Annotated in this window: 14 protein-coding genes; 5 read left to right on the forward strand and 9 right to left on the reverse strand. The window is 50.8% G+C overall.

Annotation, left to right across the window (positions count from 1 at the left end; all coding sequences use genetic code 11):
- Window positions 1-3 precede the first annotated feature (3 nt).
- The 5 genes from BP71_RS04850 to BP71_RS04870 all read right to left on the reverse strand — a co-directional run bounded on the left by BP71_RS04850 (window position 4) and on the right by BP71_RS04870 (window position 5899).
- Window positions 4-843 carry a HEAT repeat domain-containing protein gene (locus BP71_RS04850; RefSeq protein WP_496377176.1) on the reverse strand — a complete coding sequence of 280 codons (840 nt, stop codon included), beginning with the start codon at window positions 841-843 and terminating at the stop codon, window positions 4-6.
- Complete coding sequence (locus tag BP71_RS04855) at window positions 830-1354, reverse strand: RNA polymerase sigma factor (RefSeq protein ID WP_496377748.1); 525 nt, start codon at window positions 1352-1354, stop codon at window positions 830-832. The genes BP71_RS04850 and BP71_RS04855 overlap by 14 nt, the downstream gene beginning before the upstream one ends.
- A gap of 300 nt (window positions 1355-1654) precedes the next feature.
- A complete protein-coding gene (locus BP71_RS04860) occupies window positions 1655-2134 on the reverse strand; it encodes a ferritin-like domain-containing protein (RefSeq protein ID WP_496377178.1) in 480 nt (159 codons plus the stop codon).
- Window positions 2135-2188: 54 nt separating this feature from the next.
- Window positions 2189-3310, reverse strand: coding sequence for a hypothetical protein (locus tag BP71_RS04865; RefSeq protein ID WP_496377180.1), 1122 nt, complete (start codon window positions 3308-3310; stop codon window positions 2189-2191).
- Between the two features lie 153 nt (window positions 3311-3463).
- Entirely contained in the window at window positions 3464-5899 is a 2436-nt protein-coding gene (locus BP71_RS04870) for an ABC transporter permease (protein ID WP_496377182.1), read from the reverse strand.
- Window positions 5900-6136: 237 nt separating this feature from the next.
- On the opposite strand from BP71_RS04870, the gene BP71_RS04875 reads away from it, so the two are divergent.
- The 5 genes from BP71_RS04875 (at window position 6137) to BP71_RS04895 (ending at window position 10136) form a co-directional block, all read left to right on the forward strand.
- Window positions 6137-6706 (forward strand): Crp/Fnr family transcriptional regulator, encoded by a 570-nt coding sequence (locus BP71_RS04875; RefSeq protein WP_496377184.1) that lies wholly within the window; start codon window positions 6137-6139, stop codon window positions 6704-6706.
- 74 nt (window positions 6707-6780) lie between these two features.
- Window positions 6781-7437 carry a metal-dependent hydrolase gene (locus BP71_RS04880; RefSeq protein ID WP_496377186.1) on the forward strand — a complete coding sequence of 219 codons (657 nt, stop codon included), beginning with the start codon at window positions 6781-6783 and terminating at the stop codon, window positions 7435-7437.
- 124 nt (window positions 7438-7561) lie between these two features.
- Entirely contained in the window at window positions 7562-8464 is a 903-nt protein-coding gene (locus tag BP71_RS04885) for a helix-turn-helix domain-containing protein (protein WP_496377188.1), read from the forward strand.
- A gap of 86 nt (window positions 8465-8550) precedes the next feature.
- A complete protein-coding gene (locus BP71_RS04890) occupies window positions 8551-9396 on the forward strand; it encodes an oxidoreductase (protein WP_496377190.1) in 846 nt (281 codons plus the stop codon).
- 56 nt (window positions 9397-9452) lie between these two features.
- A complete protein-coding gene (locus BP71_RS04895) occupies window positions 9453-10136 on the forward strand; it encodes a Rossmann-fold NAD(P)-binding domain-containing protein (RefSeq protein WP_496377192.1) in 684 nt (227 codons plus the stop codon).
- Here the strand turns inward: BP71_RS04895 and BP71_RS04900 are convergent, their stop codons facing one another.
- From BP71_RS04900 to BP71_RS04915, 4 genes are all read right to left on the reverse strand, one after another.
- Window positions 10137-10772, reverse strand: coding sequence for a hypothetical protein (locus BP71_RS04900; protein WP_496377194.1), 636 nt, complete (start codon window positions 10770-10772; stop codon window positions 10137-10139). It abuts the gene before it with no gap.
- A gap of 193 nt (window positions 10773-10965) precedes the next feature.
- On the reverse strand, window positions 10966-11352 hold the full coding sequence (locus BP71_RS04905) for a DUF5618 family protein (protein ID WP_496377196.1): 387 nt from the start codon (window positions 11350-11352) through the stop codon (window positions 10966-10968).
- A gap of 49 nt (window positions 11353-11401) precedes the next feature.
- Complete coding sequence (locus tag BP71_RS04910; protein ID WP_496377198.1) at window positions 11402-14548, reverse strand: efflux RND transporter permease subunit; 3147 nt, start codon at window positions 14546-14548, stop codon at window positions 11402-11404.
- Window position 14549: 1 nt separating this feature from the next.
- Window positions 14550-14849, reverse strand: coding sequence for a DUF190 domain-containing protein (locus BP71_RS04915; RefSeq protein ID WP_496377200.1), 300 nt, complete (start codon window positions 14847-14849; stop codon window positions 14550-14552).
- Window positions 14850-14859 lie beyond the last annotated feature (10 nt).

Below are 14859 nucleotides of genomic sequence, written 5' to 3' on the forward strand. Positions count from 1 at the left end.
GTTTTATGATAAGTCTTTGATCGTTTGCTCGATTTTCACTTTGACGAGGTCATTCAGGTCTTCTTTCTGTAACAATGTCCGTAGCGCCTTCACAGAGCGCTTTTCCTGCATTTTTACCATCAGGTCGGCGAGGGCTACTTGAACCATCGGGGAATCCTGCGAAGTGAGCGATTTCACCAGCCCCTCGCGTACCGTCGCATTGTCGGCGTACTGTGTGAGCGCTTCAAGCGTGACAAGCCTTACATTTACGTTCGGATCATTGTTTAAGGTGGCAAACAGCGCTTCCAGGACACGATCGTCGGCATGCGCGATCTCGCTAGTGTATCCCACTGCCCGAAGACGCTCAGTGGCCGAAGGGTTCTCCAGGAGCGATAGCATCATGGTACTTTTCATATCCTGTACCTGAGAGGCGAGGGTTTCTATCTGCTGCTGATAGGCAGTGACGGACACCTTGGTCCGGTTAGTCCTGTTGCCGATCACCCAGCCTAAGCCCACGAGCAGCAGACTGAATGCAACCTGCACAGTCCATTGTGGCAATACAAACTCCCGGATGCTTTCCATCATGCTATGAAACGAGAAGCGTACCGCGGCTTTTTCCTTTTCCTTGAAGTCATCGAGCATCGCGTAGAAATTGTCACGCATCTGCTCCGACGGCTCCGGTACCCTGATTTTTTCAAGGTTGGTCCAGATTTGCTTGTCAGCCTCGAACTCTTCCTGGCAATTCGTGCATTGTGCCAGGTGCTTGTTTACCTCGATCTGCTCGGTTTTGCTGAGATTGTTGTTCAGCCATTCGGTCAATCGGTCCCGTGTATATTCGCAGTTCATGCCGTTATCTTCTTTCATTTGTAAAAAATCTTTTTTTCAATTCTCCCAATGCCCGGTGCACACGCACTTTGACGGTTCCCTCATTGATATTCAAAACCCGGGCGATCTCCTCGTACTTCATTTCCTGGAAGCGGCTTAGTATCAGCACTTCCCGGTATTCGGGGCTCAATGCGCCCATGGCTTCGTGCAAAAAATCCTTGTCCTGCTGCCGCTCGATACTTTCATCGGCCAGGGCACCGCCTGCGATCCGGTCGGCGACCTCGTTGACGTCATAGAAATTGAACGACCTGTTTTGTTTCACCCAGTCATTGAGCGCATTACGGCCCAGGTGATACATCCAGGTCCTGAACTCGCCCTCCCCGGTGAACGTATGTTTGTATTTCATCATCCGGTAGAACACATTCTGCACCAGATCTTCGCTGGCATCCCGCTTATGCGTCATATGATAGAAGAATGCGAACAACGGTCTGTTGTACCGTTCGAAGAGCAAGCCCATCTTATCGAGGTCTCCGGCTTTTACCCGGAGCATTAGCGAATTGTCGGTCAGCGTATTCAATAGCTTGCTCTTTGCGGTGATTTTGATGTGGTAACTAGCCGTACCGGGAAAGGTTACAGGAATTTAAGAAAAAGTTTGAAAAAATATCAGTACTCTCAAATATCTATTTCATTATCAATGAATTACAAATATTTCTTGAATGTGCGGGAAGTCTGGATTTTGCAGTAACAGGTTGAAACGGCCACGAATTAGCCCCGGGGGTTTGTGTTCCTGATCATAAAAATGCCCCCAAGAAACGTAACTTCTTAGGGGCAGTGCAAACGGCCTTTTTTGCTAGGTGGTGAGCGGGTATCGTGACACATCACGCTGGCGATCACGCTCGTGCCTGATCGTGTCGTGGGCTGTGCGGATATTGGTTTGCTGGTGTTCGATAACCCGCCGGATATCGGCCGGTAAAGGTTGCTGCAAAGCTTCTACATAAGCCTTTTTGGCCGCGTCTTCACCCGCCTCCGTATTTTCAAGAACAGCTCTGCGGTTATCGGAAGTGAATGTGGCGCGGATGTCCATCCAGACGCGATACAACTTCCCCGAGAGCATCGTTCCTGTGGCCGGTTCGCCGCCCAGGGTGCTCACCAGGTTTTTCAACTCGGCCGCGTGCCTGCGGCTTTCATCGGCCAGGTCACGAAAAAGTGCACGAAGATCGTTTTCCAGTTCATTGGCCTCTGCTTCGGCCTTCTCGTAGCCGGCGACGCGATCATTGTTGATCAGGATAAGATCGTTCAATGTCTCGATCGTTTCTGAATTTTGTGCCATGATCATGTATTTTGATGAAGACACTGCTCATCAATAACCGTTCCAGGGGCTATCTCAGTAGAGAATGCTGATGGAGTTGGAATAGATTTTGGAGTGACATCCCGGTGCCTGGTCCCGGATGACCTGCTCGCACAGGAATGTCAGGATTTCGTCCCTTCTGGACAGGGGAGTTCCCGTTCGCGGTTCCCAGTGCTTTACCTCGGGAATGTAGATGATCACCACGGCGTTACCGCCCCCGAATTCCCAGTCGAAATGAATGTTCAGTTCGCCTTCTTTGTAGTAAATGCTGCCACCGCGGCCGTTCTGGGTGTATTCCAGCCTGCGTGTGAACCGGGCAAATACTTCCTGTTTCAATTTCTCGTGGTCGAAACCGGAATCCATTTCGACACCATTGGAATCATACAACCGGTATTCATGGTCGTTTTGGACCATACGTACATTGCCGGGAGGGGAAACATACCCTTCGTGCGGTTTGGGACGAATACTGCTCACCGAGGGTTTAGGGGCCGGTTCTTCCGGGAATGACGGCAGTAAATGCAATTCTTCCCCACGTATGGCGCGGAGTACATGCGGCGGCGGGTCGGAATAGCCGGATTTTGGGAAACCCTCATTGAATTTGATAAACCTGATCTGGTGGGTCCACCCGTCTGGCCAGTCCGCTTCGATTTCGTAGCAACCGGGCGGATAGGGCAGCGTATTGATTAGCAGCATAGTACTGCCATTCAGCCTGTTTCCAACCAGACATTCTTCGATCGCCTCGCCGGAAGCGCGGTTGGTGATCCGGAATGTTCGCGCGTCCCGGGCGTTCGCGGGCATGTGGAAAACAAGTTGCTGGCAATCCGGATAGTGGATGACCCGCACGTTTTCCGGCTTCACAATACCGGGCGTTCCTGTGTCGGCCTGCCCGTCGGGTCCGGTATTCCTGGAAAAGTTCGAGACGGATGTGAGGAGGCATTTGCCGTAGTAGGCTTCTCCCGATGGATTGAAGTCGTTTAATGGGTTAACGGCGTCGAAAGGGATAGCACCGGGGAGGCCGTAGCCCGTATCGGCGATCAGGTAGCCGGAGTCTGCCTCACCTTGTTTCTTTTCAGTAACTCTTTTCCGGACCTCTACAATGGCTCCGGTTTGAAAAACGTAGGTGTGCCGGGTGATCTGGCAATGTATGGTGGTGTGCATGTGAGTTGTGGCCGGTTTTATACTTGCTAAAAGCCACTTGCGTGCAAGGTAGCAACTTCACAGCAATGCAGTAGAAATTCCGTTGACAACTGATTGAACGCACATTACGGACCGGAAAATGGTCCGCAACGTGCGCGAATATGTTCGGAAGTGTTATTCGGAACGAAGGGATTTAACCGGGTTCATCAGCGCGGCTTTGACTGACTGGTAAGAAATTGTAAAGAGTGCCACCAGTATTGATAAGGTCCCTGCCAGTGCAAATACCCACCAGGAAATACTGATTTTGTAGGCAAACTCCTGCAACCACTTGTCCATGAGCCACCAGGCAGCCGGTATTGCCACGATCAACGCGATGCCCACGAGTTTGAGAAAGTCTTTTGAAAGCAGGGTGACAATGCCGGCTACCGAGGCCCCGAGCACTTTCCGTACGCCGATTTCTTTGGTCCGTTGCTCAGCGGTGAATGTGGCCAGCCCGAACAGGCCCAGGCAAGCAACGAAGATTGTCAGTCCTGCAAAAGTGCCCAGGATCTGGCCGGTCTTTTGTTCGGCTTTGTATGTTTCATTAAAGCGATCGTCCAGAAAGGAGTAGCTGAACGGCATGTCGGTCCGGAAGCTGTCCCAGTTTTGTTTCATCGTCGCCAGCAGCCCCGAAACCTCGCGGCTGCGCGTCTTAACCAGCACCCATCCCCATCCATTGCTCAGCGTCATTACCAGTGGCGTGATCTTTTCGTGCATCGACCGGAAATGGAAGTCTTTTACCACGCCGATGATGTGGTAGGTCGCTTTCGTCCCTTCGTTGCTATTACGGGTAACCGTCTGGTTAATCGCTTTTTCAGGTTTCCAGCCAAAAGTTTTAGCGGCAGTTTCATTGATGATGATCGCGGAGGAGTCGGTGCCGTAAGCTTTTGAGAAATTGCGTCCGAAGGCCATTTTCATGCCAAGAGTCGCCATATAGTTGTAGTCGACCTCGTAGCGCAGCGTTTTGACGAATTGATCGGGGTTGCCGTTTGGATTGACGGTGAAATTGTTATTGTCCGAGGGCCCGGCCGGTACATAGCCGGAAAGGCTTACCTGCGCGACGCGGGAATCATTCATTAGGGTTTCGCGGAAGGCGGCTTCGTTTTTGCCTAGTGACCAGGAGGGGATCACAAGTACCTGGTCTTTGTTATAGCCGAGTTTCTTATTCCGGATAAACTGTAGTTGCTGATAAACCACCGTCGTGCCGATCATCAGCGTGATGGAGACAAAGAACTGAAAAACGACCAGTCCGCTTCTCAGATTGATATTTCTGCCCGAAGAATTTAGCTTGATCACCGAAGCGCCGCCTTTCAACACCGCTACCGGTTTGAAGGACGACAAGAAAAACGCAGGGTAGCTTCCGGCAAAAATGCCGACGAATAAGCCAAACAGAAGCAATGCAGGCACCAGGCCGGGGATGCTGTCCCATTGCAGGCTAAGTGTTTTTCCCGAGAGGTCATTGAAGAGCGGCAATGCCACGATGCATAGGATAGTCGCCACGATCAGCGCAATGGATGTCAGCAAGATGGATTCCATCAGAAATTGGGCCACCAGCTCGATTTTTTCTGAACCCATCACCTTCCGCACGCCCACCTCGCGTGCACGCCTGGATGAACCCGCGGTGGAGAGGTTCATGAAATTAATGCAGGCGATCAGCAGCATGATCACGGCTACGGCTCCGAAAATGTATACGTAGTTCATGTCGCCATTGACACCGAGATCATACTGAAAATCGGAGTGCAGGTGGATGTCAGTTAATGGCTGAAGGTGAAGCGCCAGGTCGTTGCCTTTTTTCCGGAATTCGGTCAGTGTGACACCCATCGCCTGTTTCAGTTGCGGGCTGACGTATTTTTCGACGGTTCGAGGGAGTTTTGCTTCCAGTTTTTTATAATCGTAACCGTCCTGAAGTAGGAGATAAGTAAAAAATTCGGATGTCATCCAGGAGGTTGATTTAGCCTCGTCGATGGTAGCCATAGCGCCCAGCATATCGAAATGGAAATGGGAATTGGCCGGGATGTCTTTCATGACGCCGGTGACGCGGTAGGTCGCCTTCCAATCTTTAAATGTGATGGTTTTCCCGAGGACATTGGTATTGCCGAAATATTTAATGGCTGTGGTTTCGGAAATGACCATCGTGTTTGGTTCCAATAGAGCCTTCTGAGGCGAGCCCTGGATGAATGGAAGCGTAAAAACCCGGAAAAAATTGGAGTCTACATATGCCAGCTTCTCGTCGTTATAGATTTTGTTGTTCAATAAAACGAGCGGCTTGCCTCCGTGGCGCAATCGGGTCGCTTCCAGGATTTCCGGGTAGTCATTTTTCAATGCACCGGCGGTAGGAGGCATTACATGTGACTCATTGATCTCGCCACCCTGCATGTTTGCCTTGAAGAAAACGCGGACAATGCGGTCTGCGTGCTCGTTGAACCGGTCGAAACTAAGCTCGTCGATCACGTACAGGCTGATCAGCATGCAGGAAGCCAGTCCGATCGCGAGGCCGGAAATGTTGATGGCTGAGAAAGCGCGGTTCCGGCGAAGGTTGCGCCAGGCAATTTTGAAATAGTTCTTAATCATGGTAAGAGCACGGAATGGGTATTGATTATCAAATGAATTTTCATGGCTAACAGGCACTACATTGTATTACATAGTACATTGTATAAAATACATGCCACAAATATAATGTATTGTTTTACAGTTGCTTGATGGCCTTCTGGTATTTTGGGCTGTTCGGATGCGGACACTTTTGTGCGATACTGGTCGTCCATGCCCGCACAATGTTTGCTACATTTATGGCCAGTTTAGCGCGGAACTATGACAGAACTTGAACATTACCTGCATACCTATTTTGACTTTGACCAGGGCGAGCTGGCGACGGTAGCTGCTTTTTTTAAGCCAGAAATCATCAGGAAGGGCGATTATTATTTGAAAACAGGCAGGCAATGCAACCGGCTCAGCTTCATCCGTTCGGGCCTGCTCCGGGTTTTCGTGGACCTGGAAGACCGCGAAGTGACACAATGGATCTGTACGCAGGGCTATTTCGTGACCGACCTGGCGAGCCTTATTTTTGAGAAACCCGCCCGCTGGAACATCCAGGCGCTGGTCGACACGGCCGTCTACTCGATCGATCGAGCCGACTACAACCGGATAGGGGACCATATCCCGAAATGGCCCATGACTGAGAAGCTGTTTATTGCGCATTGCTTTACGACACTCGAAGACCGGGTGTTTTCATTCCTTTCCATGACGGCCGAGCAACGCTATAACCTGCTGTTCGAGGGCCATCGGGATATCTTTAACCAGGTCCCGTTGCAGTACATTGCCTCGATGCTCGGCATGACGCCCGAAACCATCAGCCGTATTCGCAGGAAACAGCTGAACTGATTTCTTGATCTAGGTCAAGTGCGTTGAGAAATGGCCCGGATACCTTTGCAGGGTCATTAATCAATCACATTATCATGTTTCTAGGTCATTATGGTTTAGCATTCGGGGTTAAAAAAATAGCTCCCAAAGTATCGCTCCTCACACTTTTTGTCGCGGTCGAATTCGTCGACATACTATGGCCGGTATTGCTGCTGCTGGATGTGGAGCAGGTGAAGATCAAACCCGGTTTTACGGAGGTGACGCCTTTTGAGTTTGTGCATTATCCCTACACGCATAGTCTCGCGATGGGTATCGTATGGGGACTAGTGTGCGGGGCCATTTACTGGTTTTTCCAAAAAGATTTGAGAAGCGCGCTGATCGTAGGGCTGGCCGTGCTGAGCCATTGGTTTCTTGACCTGGTGGTGCACATTCCGGACCTTCCATTGACGCCGTTCGGAGACAGCAAATTTGGAATGGGGATGTGGCATTCCCTGCCGCTTACGGTCACTACGGAGGCCATTATCTTCATTACCGGCCTTTGGATTTACATCAAAAATACCAAACCGCTGAAAGCGAAGGGGAAATGGGCGCTGGGCGCTTTGGTAACCTTTTTTGCCATCGCAGAGGTGGCCAATACATTTGGCCCGCCGCCGGAGGATTCTATTCCTGCGTTGTTTGTCACTTTCGTAGTGCTGCAGGTGGTGGTTCTGTCGCTGGCACACTGGACCGACAGGAACCGGGTGGTGCGGTAGCGTAGGTACTGTCCTCCACGTCATCGAGGGACAAGGTGATCGCAATTCCTCAGCTCAACAATGTAAAACTGATTAAGAATGAACTTTATGCACTGGTAAATAATTGAATTTCGTAACTTCGCTCATGGCAAAGAACGAAACACTCGAAGAATTTTACCAGCATAAGCTCAATTGGCTGCCCGATGACCTGCAAAAGGATATCGGGCATTTCAATGTGTTCGCAATGGGGGAAAACTATGCGTTGAACCCCGCCCGGGTTCCGTATAGCCGGCGCGATTATTACAAGATCGCCCTGATCCGCGGCCATAACATTTATCATTATGCGGATAAAAGCCTGGAACTGAACGGTACAGCGCTGATCTTTTTCAACCCGCTGGTACCCTACACCTGGGAGGCTGCATGCGACCGGATCACCGGGTATTTCTGTATTTTCAGGGAAGGTTTTTTCCTGGAAAGCATGCGCGGAAATATCATTGACCTTCCTATGTTCGTCATCGGCGGCAAACCATCGTACATCTTATCGGAGAGCCAGGATGAACAGGTAAGCCAGATTTTCGAGAAAATGCTCGGCGAAATCAGCTCCGATTATCCTTTTAAATACGACCTGTTACGGAGTTATGTGACCGAACTCATTCACTGCGCGTTAAAGATGCAGCCGACGGAAGCACTGTATCAACACCCCAACGCCAATTCGCGCATTACTGCCATTTTTACGGAATTGCTCGAACGCCAGTTCCCGATCGAATCGCCGGCACAGCGTTTTGTACTGCGCTCGGCCAATGATTTTGCACAGGAACTTTCTGTGCATGTCAACCACCTCAATCGGGCGATCCGGGAAACGACCGGAAAGACTACCACGAATCACATTGCCGAACGCCTTACTGCCGAAGCGAAAGCATTGTTGCGGCATACCAGCTGGAACATTTCCGAGATCAGTTACAGTCTGGGATTCGAAGAGCCGTCGCATTTCAACAATTTTTTCAAGAAACAGACCAGTCAAACCCCCTCCGCCTACCGCATTGTTTGAATTTCGTAAGTATCTGTTTGAACGGCGCAACGTCGGCGCGTCGCGGCCATTTTACCTTTGTCCTGTTAAATCATTCAACAAAGACAATGGAAAACAGAAAAGTATGGTTTGTTACCGGTGCCTCCAAAGGCCTGGGACTGGCGCTCGTGCAAAAATTATTGATAGACGGCTATGCAGTGGCGGCGACCTCAAGGTCGATTGGTGACCTCAAAACGGCAGTAGGGAGCTCGGGAGAGCATTTTTTGCCGTTGAGCGTATCGCTTACCGACGAGCAAAGCGTGGGTAAGGCGATCGCCGATACCCTGGCAAGATTCGGCCGTATAGATGTGATCGTGAATAACGCCGGTTACGGATTGGCGGGAAGCCTGGAAGAGCTCTCAGATGCGGAATCGAGGGGTAATTTTGACGTGAATGTGTTTGGTACCCTCAATGTGATCCGCGCTGCGATGCCCCATTTGCGGGCGCAGAAGTCCGGGCACATCATGAACATTTCTTCGATCGGAGGCGTCACGGGCGCATTTCCCGGATTTGGGATCTATTGCGCCACTAAGTTCGCCGTCTCAGGGCTTTCCGAATCGCTGGCTGAAGAAGTAGCGGATTTTGGAATAAAAGTGACGGTCGTTGAGCCTGGCTATTTCCGGACGGAATTCCTGACCGCAGGATCATTTGCAACACCCAAAAACCAGATTGCGGATTATCAGCAGGTACGCGAAACGCAGGCGCTACATGAGCAGCAGATCAACGGCGCCCAACCCGGCGATCCTGCCAAGGCGGCCGATGCGATGATCCGCATTGCAGGCGAGGCGCATCCGCCATTGCATCTGGTCCTCGGCGAAGACGCATACGGTTTGGCACAAGCGAAAATCGCGGCATTTTCAGCTGAACTGGAAAACTGGAAATCAGTGTCCGTTTCCACGAATTTTGAAGCCTAGTCGCCTTAAAATATCGTTATCTTGCGGTATCAACACATTTCAAACCGCAACAAACTATGGCCGTTGAAGGAAAAATCAGGGCAATCATTACTGGCGCGACAGGCATGGTAGGTGAGGGGGTGCTGCTCGAATGTCTGGACAACCCGGAGGTCGAGTCGGTGCTCATCATCAACCGGAAGCCGCTTGGGATGAATCACCCGAAGCTCAAAGAGATCGTTCACAAAGACTTTTATGACATCTCACCTATTGAAGGGCAATTGAAGGGATATAATGCCTGCTATTTTTGCCTCGGTGTGTCGTCGGTGGGGATGAAGGAACCTGAATACAGGCGCATTACCTATGACCTGACCATGCACGTAGCCGGAGTACTCAGCCGGCGGAACCCGGAGATGACTTTCTGTTACGTTTCGGGTGGTGGTACCGACAGCACCGAAAAGGGCAGCCTCATGTGGGCGAGGGTGAAAGGTAAAACCGAAAATGAGCTGCGTAAGCTGCCTTTCGATCAGGTATTCGCATTCCGTCCCGGCTTTTTGAAAGCCGTACCGGGCCAGCAAAACGCTTTGCCGTTGTACAAGTATCTTGGTTGGCTTTATCCGGTCATGAAAGCGATTTTTCCCAATGGCGCGTCGTCACTCACACAACTCGGGCGGGCGATGATCAACGTGACGAAATATGGTTATGGGCAGTATGTCATCGAAGTAAAAGACATCAATCTCCTGGGTGATCGCCAGTACGTCTGATCATTTCATTTTCTCGTAGGAGAATGCATCGCCTTTCAGCAGCGGATGTTCACCGGAGAGTCCTTTCTTTTGGGGTCTGAGTGTGATATTTTCAACGAAGATTTCGATGATCCATGGCTCGATCCGGAACTCGAAGTAGTTTTCGCCGGAAGTAACGGGGAAGGAAGAGTAGCGTTCGGGAGCCAGCGTAAAGAACAGGTCGATACCGGTAGCTTTGTTTTTGGGGATCTGGACAATACCTTCCTGGTTCATTTTGGCATACTTTTCACCTTCACTGGTGTGGATCAGCGTTTCAAAGAAAGGAAGAATCTGCTGGTTGCTATCGACGATCTTGACGGTGATAAAGCTATCCGCTTCCATTTTGCTGGACACCAACGCAAAATCACGCTCCGGGCGGGGCCGGCTGTTTAGTACCACATTCCCGTTCTGAAAGGTCCATTTACCGTGGCCCTGCCGGTCCATGGCCCCATAGGAAAAGTACAGTTCGAAAGTACTGTCGGGTTTCAGCAAAATGGCCGAAGCGGTTTCCATAACGCCTTGCAGATGGTATTCACCGGCAATGGAAGGAGGCTTTTGTGCGATAACGGAACTGGCTGATAAGAATAGCAGAAAGAGGAGGTAGCGCTTTTGCTTCATCGATGGATAGTTTAAAGTGTATAGTTGAGTCTGCCTGGTGTACAAAGGACATAAGACTTAGGAAATTTAACTAAAAACAGCCGTTTTATCCACCGGATAATTATTATAAGGCTGAAATACTGAGTGTGTTAATACAACAGCGCCGTGCCAATTGTTTTGGCACGGCGCTGTTTATCTATTGGCAATCGGGAAATTAGCAAGTGGCTGTCCGTTGCTCCACCCACTGGATGATTTCGTCGGCGCGTTTGAGGCCCTGTTGCGCAGTGGTGACTTCCTGATTACCGTCATAACTCATGGATAGATGCAGCAATTCATAGGCACTCATAAAGTTGCTAAGTAATTTTTTGTCCATTACTGCAACTTGATCTCTATACCAATTGACATCCTTTCGCCCCTTGGTTTTCAGGCCAAAAAGTCCATCTAACGCTAAGAGCACCCCGGTGTAAGCCGCGTGCCCGGCCAATTTCACATACTTTCGATCGGTGTAACGGTCATCTTCCTTGACAGCTTTTTCTCTCAAAATTGTCCGCGCATTGTCTAGATAACGTTTAGCCTCCAGAACAGGGTTTTTCTCTGCCATAGTCTGTGTTTTTAGTTTCGATAAAAACAAAAATACTTTTTTTGACAGCCTATTCCAACTCCAATACTTCCTTCGGCTTCCGGGGTTTGCGCCGCTTTTCACTCCACAAATACAGCGGCGGAAGGAGTATCGGCGCGAACAGTAATGTGCTGGTTAAGCCCCCGATAATTACTGTTGCCAGAGGCCGCTGTACGTCGGAACCGATGCCAGAGGAAATCGCGGCCGGTACCAGACCGATAATGGCTACAACAAGGATCGAAAGCATGGCACGCAACTGCTCTGACGATGCTTCCAGCACATTTTTTCCCAGGTCGTTTTCAGATGCCTGGGTGATGCGGTTCAATGCGGAGACGAGCAATACCCCTGCCATGACCGAGATACCGAAAATGCTTACAAAGCCAACCCCGGCGGAAACGTTGAAGTAGTAACCCCTGAGCAGCAATGCCACGATACCTCCACCCAGTGCAAACAGGATACAGCTCATTGTCACCATGGTGTGCGGGAGATTTTTGAAAAGCATGAACAGGAAGAGAAATACCATCACGATGGTCAGTGGGATGGTGAATGCCAGTTGTTTGCCGGCCCGTTCCAGATTTTCGTACTGGCCGCCGTAAATAATGCTGTATCCTTTCGGAACGTGCACCTGCGCATTCAGCTTTTTCTGTAATTCTTTCACAAATCCACCCTGGTCTCGACCGCGGATATTGGTGCGGACAGTAACCATCCTTTTGCTGCCGTAACGGTATATATTGGTCTGTCCCTCCATAAAATGGATGTCGGCGAGCTGGCTCATCGGGATCAGGGCGCCGGTCAGAGATGGTACCTGCACATTCCTGATCGCGTCGATGGAGTTGCGGTATTTGGGCAGGAACCGGATCACGATATCGTAGCGTTTGGTACCGTCGTAAAGCGTCGAAATGGTTTTTCCGCCGATCGCTGCTTCGATCATGTTCTGGATGTCGGCAACATTGATCCCGAAACGGGCTGCGGCTTCACGGTTGATAGTAATAGCCAGCTGTTCCTGCGGGCCTTCCTGTTCGATATTGACATTGTCGGCTCCCGGCGTAGCTTTGACGATCTTCACAATGGCTTCCGCTTTTTTCCGCATCATATTCAGGTCGTCGCCGACTACCGAGACGGCGAGATCTGCCGCGCTGCCTGTTACGATCTCCATGACCTGGTCGATGATCGGTTGACCGGACGAGAATGCGACCGCCGGAAGCTGGGTTTGCAGATCGTGCCTGATCTTTTCCACGAGTTCCTTTTTCGTGATGGTTTTGCTCCACAATTCATAGTCCTTTAAACCGACCAGGATCTCGTTCCGGTTGGCGGGGAATGGGTCGGTACCGTCGTCATTACGTCCGGTCTGCGTGATTACGAAGGAGATTTGCGGGTATTTGGCAATGATCTTCCTGATTTTAGGAGCGTAGCTCGCATTCTCCTGAATGGTAATGCCCGACGGGAAATTGCCGCGCAGGAATATCGAGCCTTCGTCGAGCGTCGGAAGGAATTCGGTTCCCAGTTTTACCCCAAAGAGCACGAGCACGATGACGACGCTGAATCCGATCAAAACCGTTGCCTTGTAATTTTTCAGAAAGCCGGCTAATGCTTTGGAATAGGAATTGGTGAGAAAATCCAAAACAAAATTCTTATGCTCTTTCATGGGTTTATCCGGATCGGCCAGCGCCTTTTTATAGGCGAAAGAGATCAGGACGGGAATAAATGTCAATGCGGCGAGCATGGAGCCGATCACGGCAAATGCGAGCGTCAATGCCATGGGTGAGAACAGCTTGCCTTCCACGCGGGTCATGAGCAGGATTGGCATGTACGCGAGGATGATGATCGTCACCGAGAAGAAGATCTCGCGGCCTACTTCCTGCGCAGATAGCAAGGTGATTTTGACGATCCCCTGCTGCTTTTCTTCCGGACTGGCTGTGCGGTATTTCCGGATCAGATGCTCGGCCATCACACACGCACCGTCCACGATGATACCAAAGTCGATTGCGCCCAGTGACAGCAGATTGGCGGGAATACCGGTCAAACGCATCAATATAAACGCGAACAGCAATGAGAACGGGATCGTCAGGGCTACCACCAATGCACTCCGTATGCTGCCCAGGAAAAAGATCAGCAGGATTACCACAATGGAGATACCTTCAAACAAGGTATGGGCTACAGTTTCCAGCGAGTGGTCGATCAGGAAGCTTCTGTCATACAAAGGCTTCAAATGCACGCCCTCGGGCAGTTCACTCGATTCCAGATCGGCGATCTTCTCTTTGAGCACCTTCAACACCTCGCTTGGGTTTTCGTATCTTCTCAATAGGATAATACCCTCCACACCGCTGCTAACGTCCACTTTATCAGCCGTAATGGTGTAGCCCATCACGCCGCTTGGAGGAGGAGGTGTGACTTCGACCGTGGCCACATCGCGTACAAATACAGGCACGCCATTGTCGGATTTCAGCACGATATTCTGGATGTCCTGCTCGTTTTTGATCGCCCCGAGCCCGCGTATCGCAAATCCTTGCCCGCCCCGCGAGATCACATTCCCGCCGGTATTTTGGTTGTTGACATTGATGGCGTCGATCACGTTCTGCATCGACAGTCCGTATTTGACCAGTTTTTCGGGTGAAGTAATGATGTGAAACTGTTTCAACGGCCCTCCGAATGTAGTCACATCGGCAATGCCGGGTACTTGCAGCAATGCCGGTTTGATCACCCAGTCCTGCAAATCGCGGAGCTGGGTGGGGCTGTAACTGGCAGGCGCCTCTACGACATAGCGGAGGATTTCCCCCACAGCCGTCGACAACGGGGCCAGCTCGGGCGCGACGCCGTCGGGCAGTTCGGCGGAAGCGAGTCTTTCGGTTACCTGCTGGCGTGCGAAATAATCGTCTGTGCCGTCTTTAAATGTCAGCTGCACTACTGCCAGTCCGAAGATGGTCCGGCTGCGCCTGTCGAGTACATTCGGGGTGTTTTGTAACGCCCTTTCTATCGGTACGGTAACTTGTTGTTCCACTTCCTCGGCAGCACGGCCCGGATATTGGGCTACCACGATCACGTTGGTATCGGCGATATCGGGGTAGGCTTCTATTTTCAGCTGGGTAAAACACCAGTAGCCTACACCCATCAGCACAAAGCTGACGGCAATGACAACCCAACGGTTGCGAAGGCTAAAAAAAAGCAGGTTCTTGATCATTTTAATTCCACTTGTCTACATGATTGGTGACTATAAATCCGCTTTTCACTTCTTTCCGAAGCCGGGTCAATGCGGATTTGACTTTTTCTTCCTCGTCGATGAAGGAGATCACCATGGGTGTTTCATCGAAACTGAACAGGTCGTTGGGACGGTTCAGATGTTTGCCGTCGAACCCGAGCCTTCCGCGGTACACGGTGGCACCTTGTACCTTTTGCTTGACAAGGAACTGCATAATGTATTCGTAAAGTGGTATTTCGTCCTTCCAGTGATCGGCACTGATGAAGATCTGAGCTTGTAGCATATCCGGGGAG

This window comes from Dyadobacter ginsengisoli DSM 21015, from assembly GCF_059568735.1.

Excerpts from the sequence above, each read along its gene's own strand:
- BP71_RS04900 (WP_496377194.1), bottom strand. The coding sequence starts at position 10,772 with ATGAAGCAAAAGCGCTACCTCCTCTTTCTGCTATTCTTATCAGCCAGT.
- BP71_RS04875 (WP_496377184.1), top strand. The coding sequence starts at position 6,137 with ATGACAGAACTTGAACATTACCTGCATACCTATTTTGACTTTGACCAG.
- BP71_RS04850 (WP_496377176.1), bottom strand. The coding sequence starts at position 843 with ATGAAAGAAGATAACGGCATGAACTGCGAATATACACGGGACCGATTG.
- BP71_RS04870 (WP_496377182.1), bottom strand. The coding sequence starts at position 5,899 with ATGATTAAGAACTATTTCAAAATTGCCTGGCGCAACCTTCGCCGGAAC.
- BP71_RS04890 (WP_496377190.1), top strand. The coding sequence starts at position 8,551 with ATGGAAAACAGAAAAGTATGGTTTGTTACCGGTGCCTCCAAAGGCCTG.
- BP71_RS04860 (WP_496377178.1), bottom strand. The coding sequence starts at position 2,134 with ATGGCACAAAATTCAGAAACGATCGAGACATTGAACGATCTTATCCTG.
- BP71_RS04895 (WP_496377192.1), top strand. The coding sequence starts at position 9,453 with ATGGCCGTTGAAGGAAAAATCAGGGCAATCATTACTGGCGCGACAGGC.
- BP71_RS04905 (WP_496377196.1), bottom strand. The coding sequence starts at position 11,352 with ATGGCAGAGAAAAACCCTGTTCTGGAGGCTAAACGTTATCTAGACAAT.
- BP71_RS04910 (WP_496377198.1), bottom strand. The coding sequence starts at position 14,548 with ATGATCAAGAACCTGCTTTTTTTTAGCCTTCGCAACCGTTGGGTTGTC.
- BP71_RS04865 (WP_496377180.1), bottom strand. The coding sequence starts at position 3,310 with ATGCACACCACCATACATTGCCAGATCACCCGGCACACCTACGTTTTT.
- BP71_RS04915 (WP_496377200.1), bottom strand. The coding sequence starts at position 14,849 with ATGCTACAAGCTCAGATCTTCATCAGTGCCGATCACTGGAAGGACGAA.
- BP71_RS04880 (WP_496377186.1), top strand. The coding sequence starts at position 6,781 with ATGTTTCTAGGTCATTATGGTTTAGCATTCGGGGTTAAAAAAATAGCT.
- BP71_RS04885 (WP_496377188.1), top strand. The coding sequence starts at position 7,562 with ATGGCAAAGAACGAAACACTCGAAGAATTTTACCAGCATAAGCTCAAT.
- BP71_RS04855 (WP_496377748.1), bottom strand. The coding sequence starts at position 1,354 with ATGCTCCGGGTAAAAGCCGGAGACCTCGATAAGATGGGCTTGCTCTTC.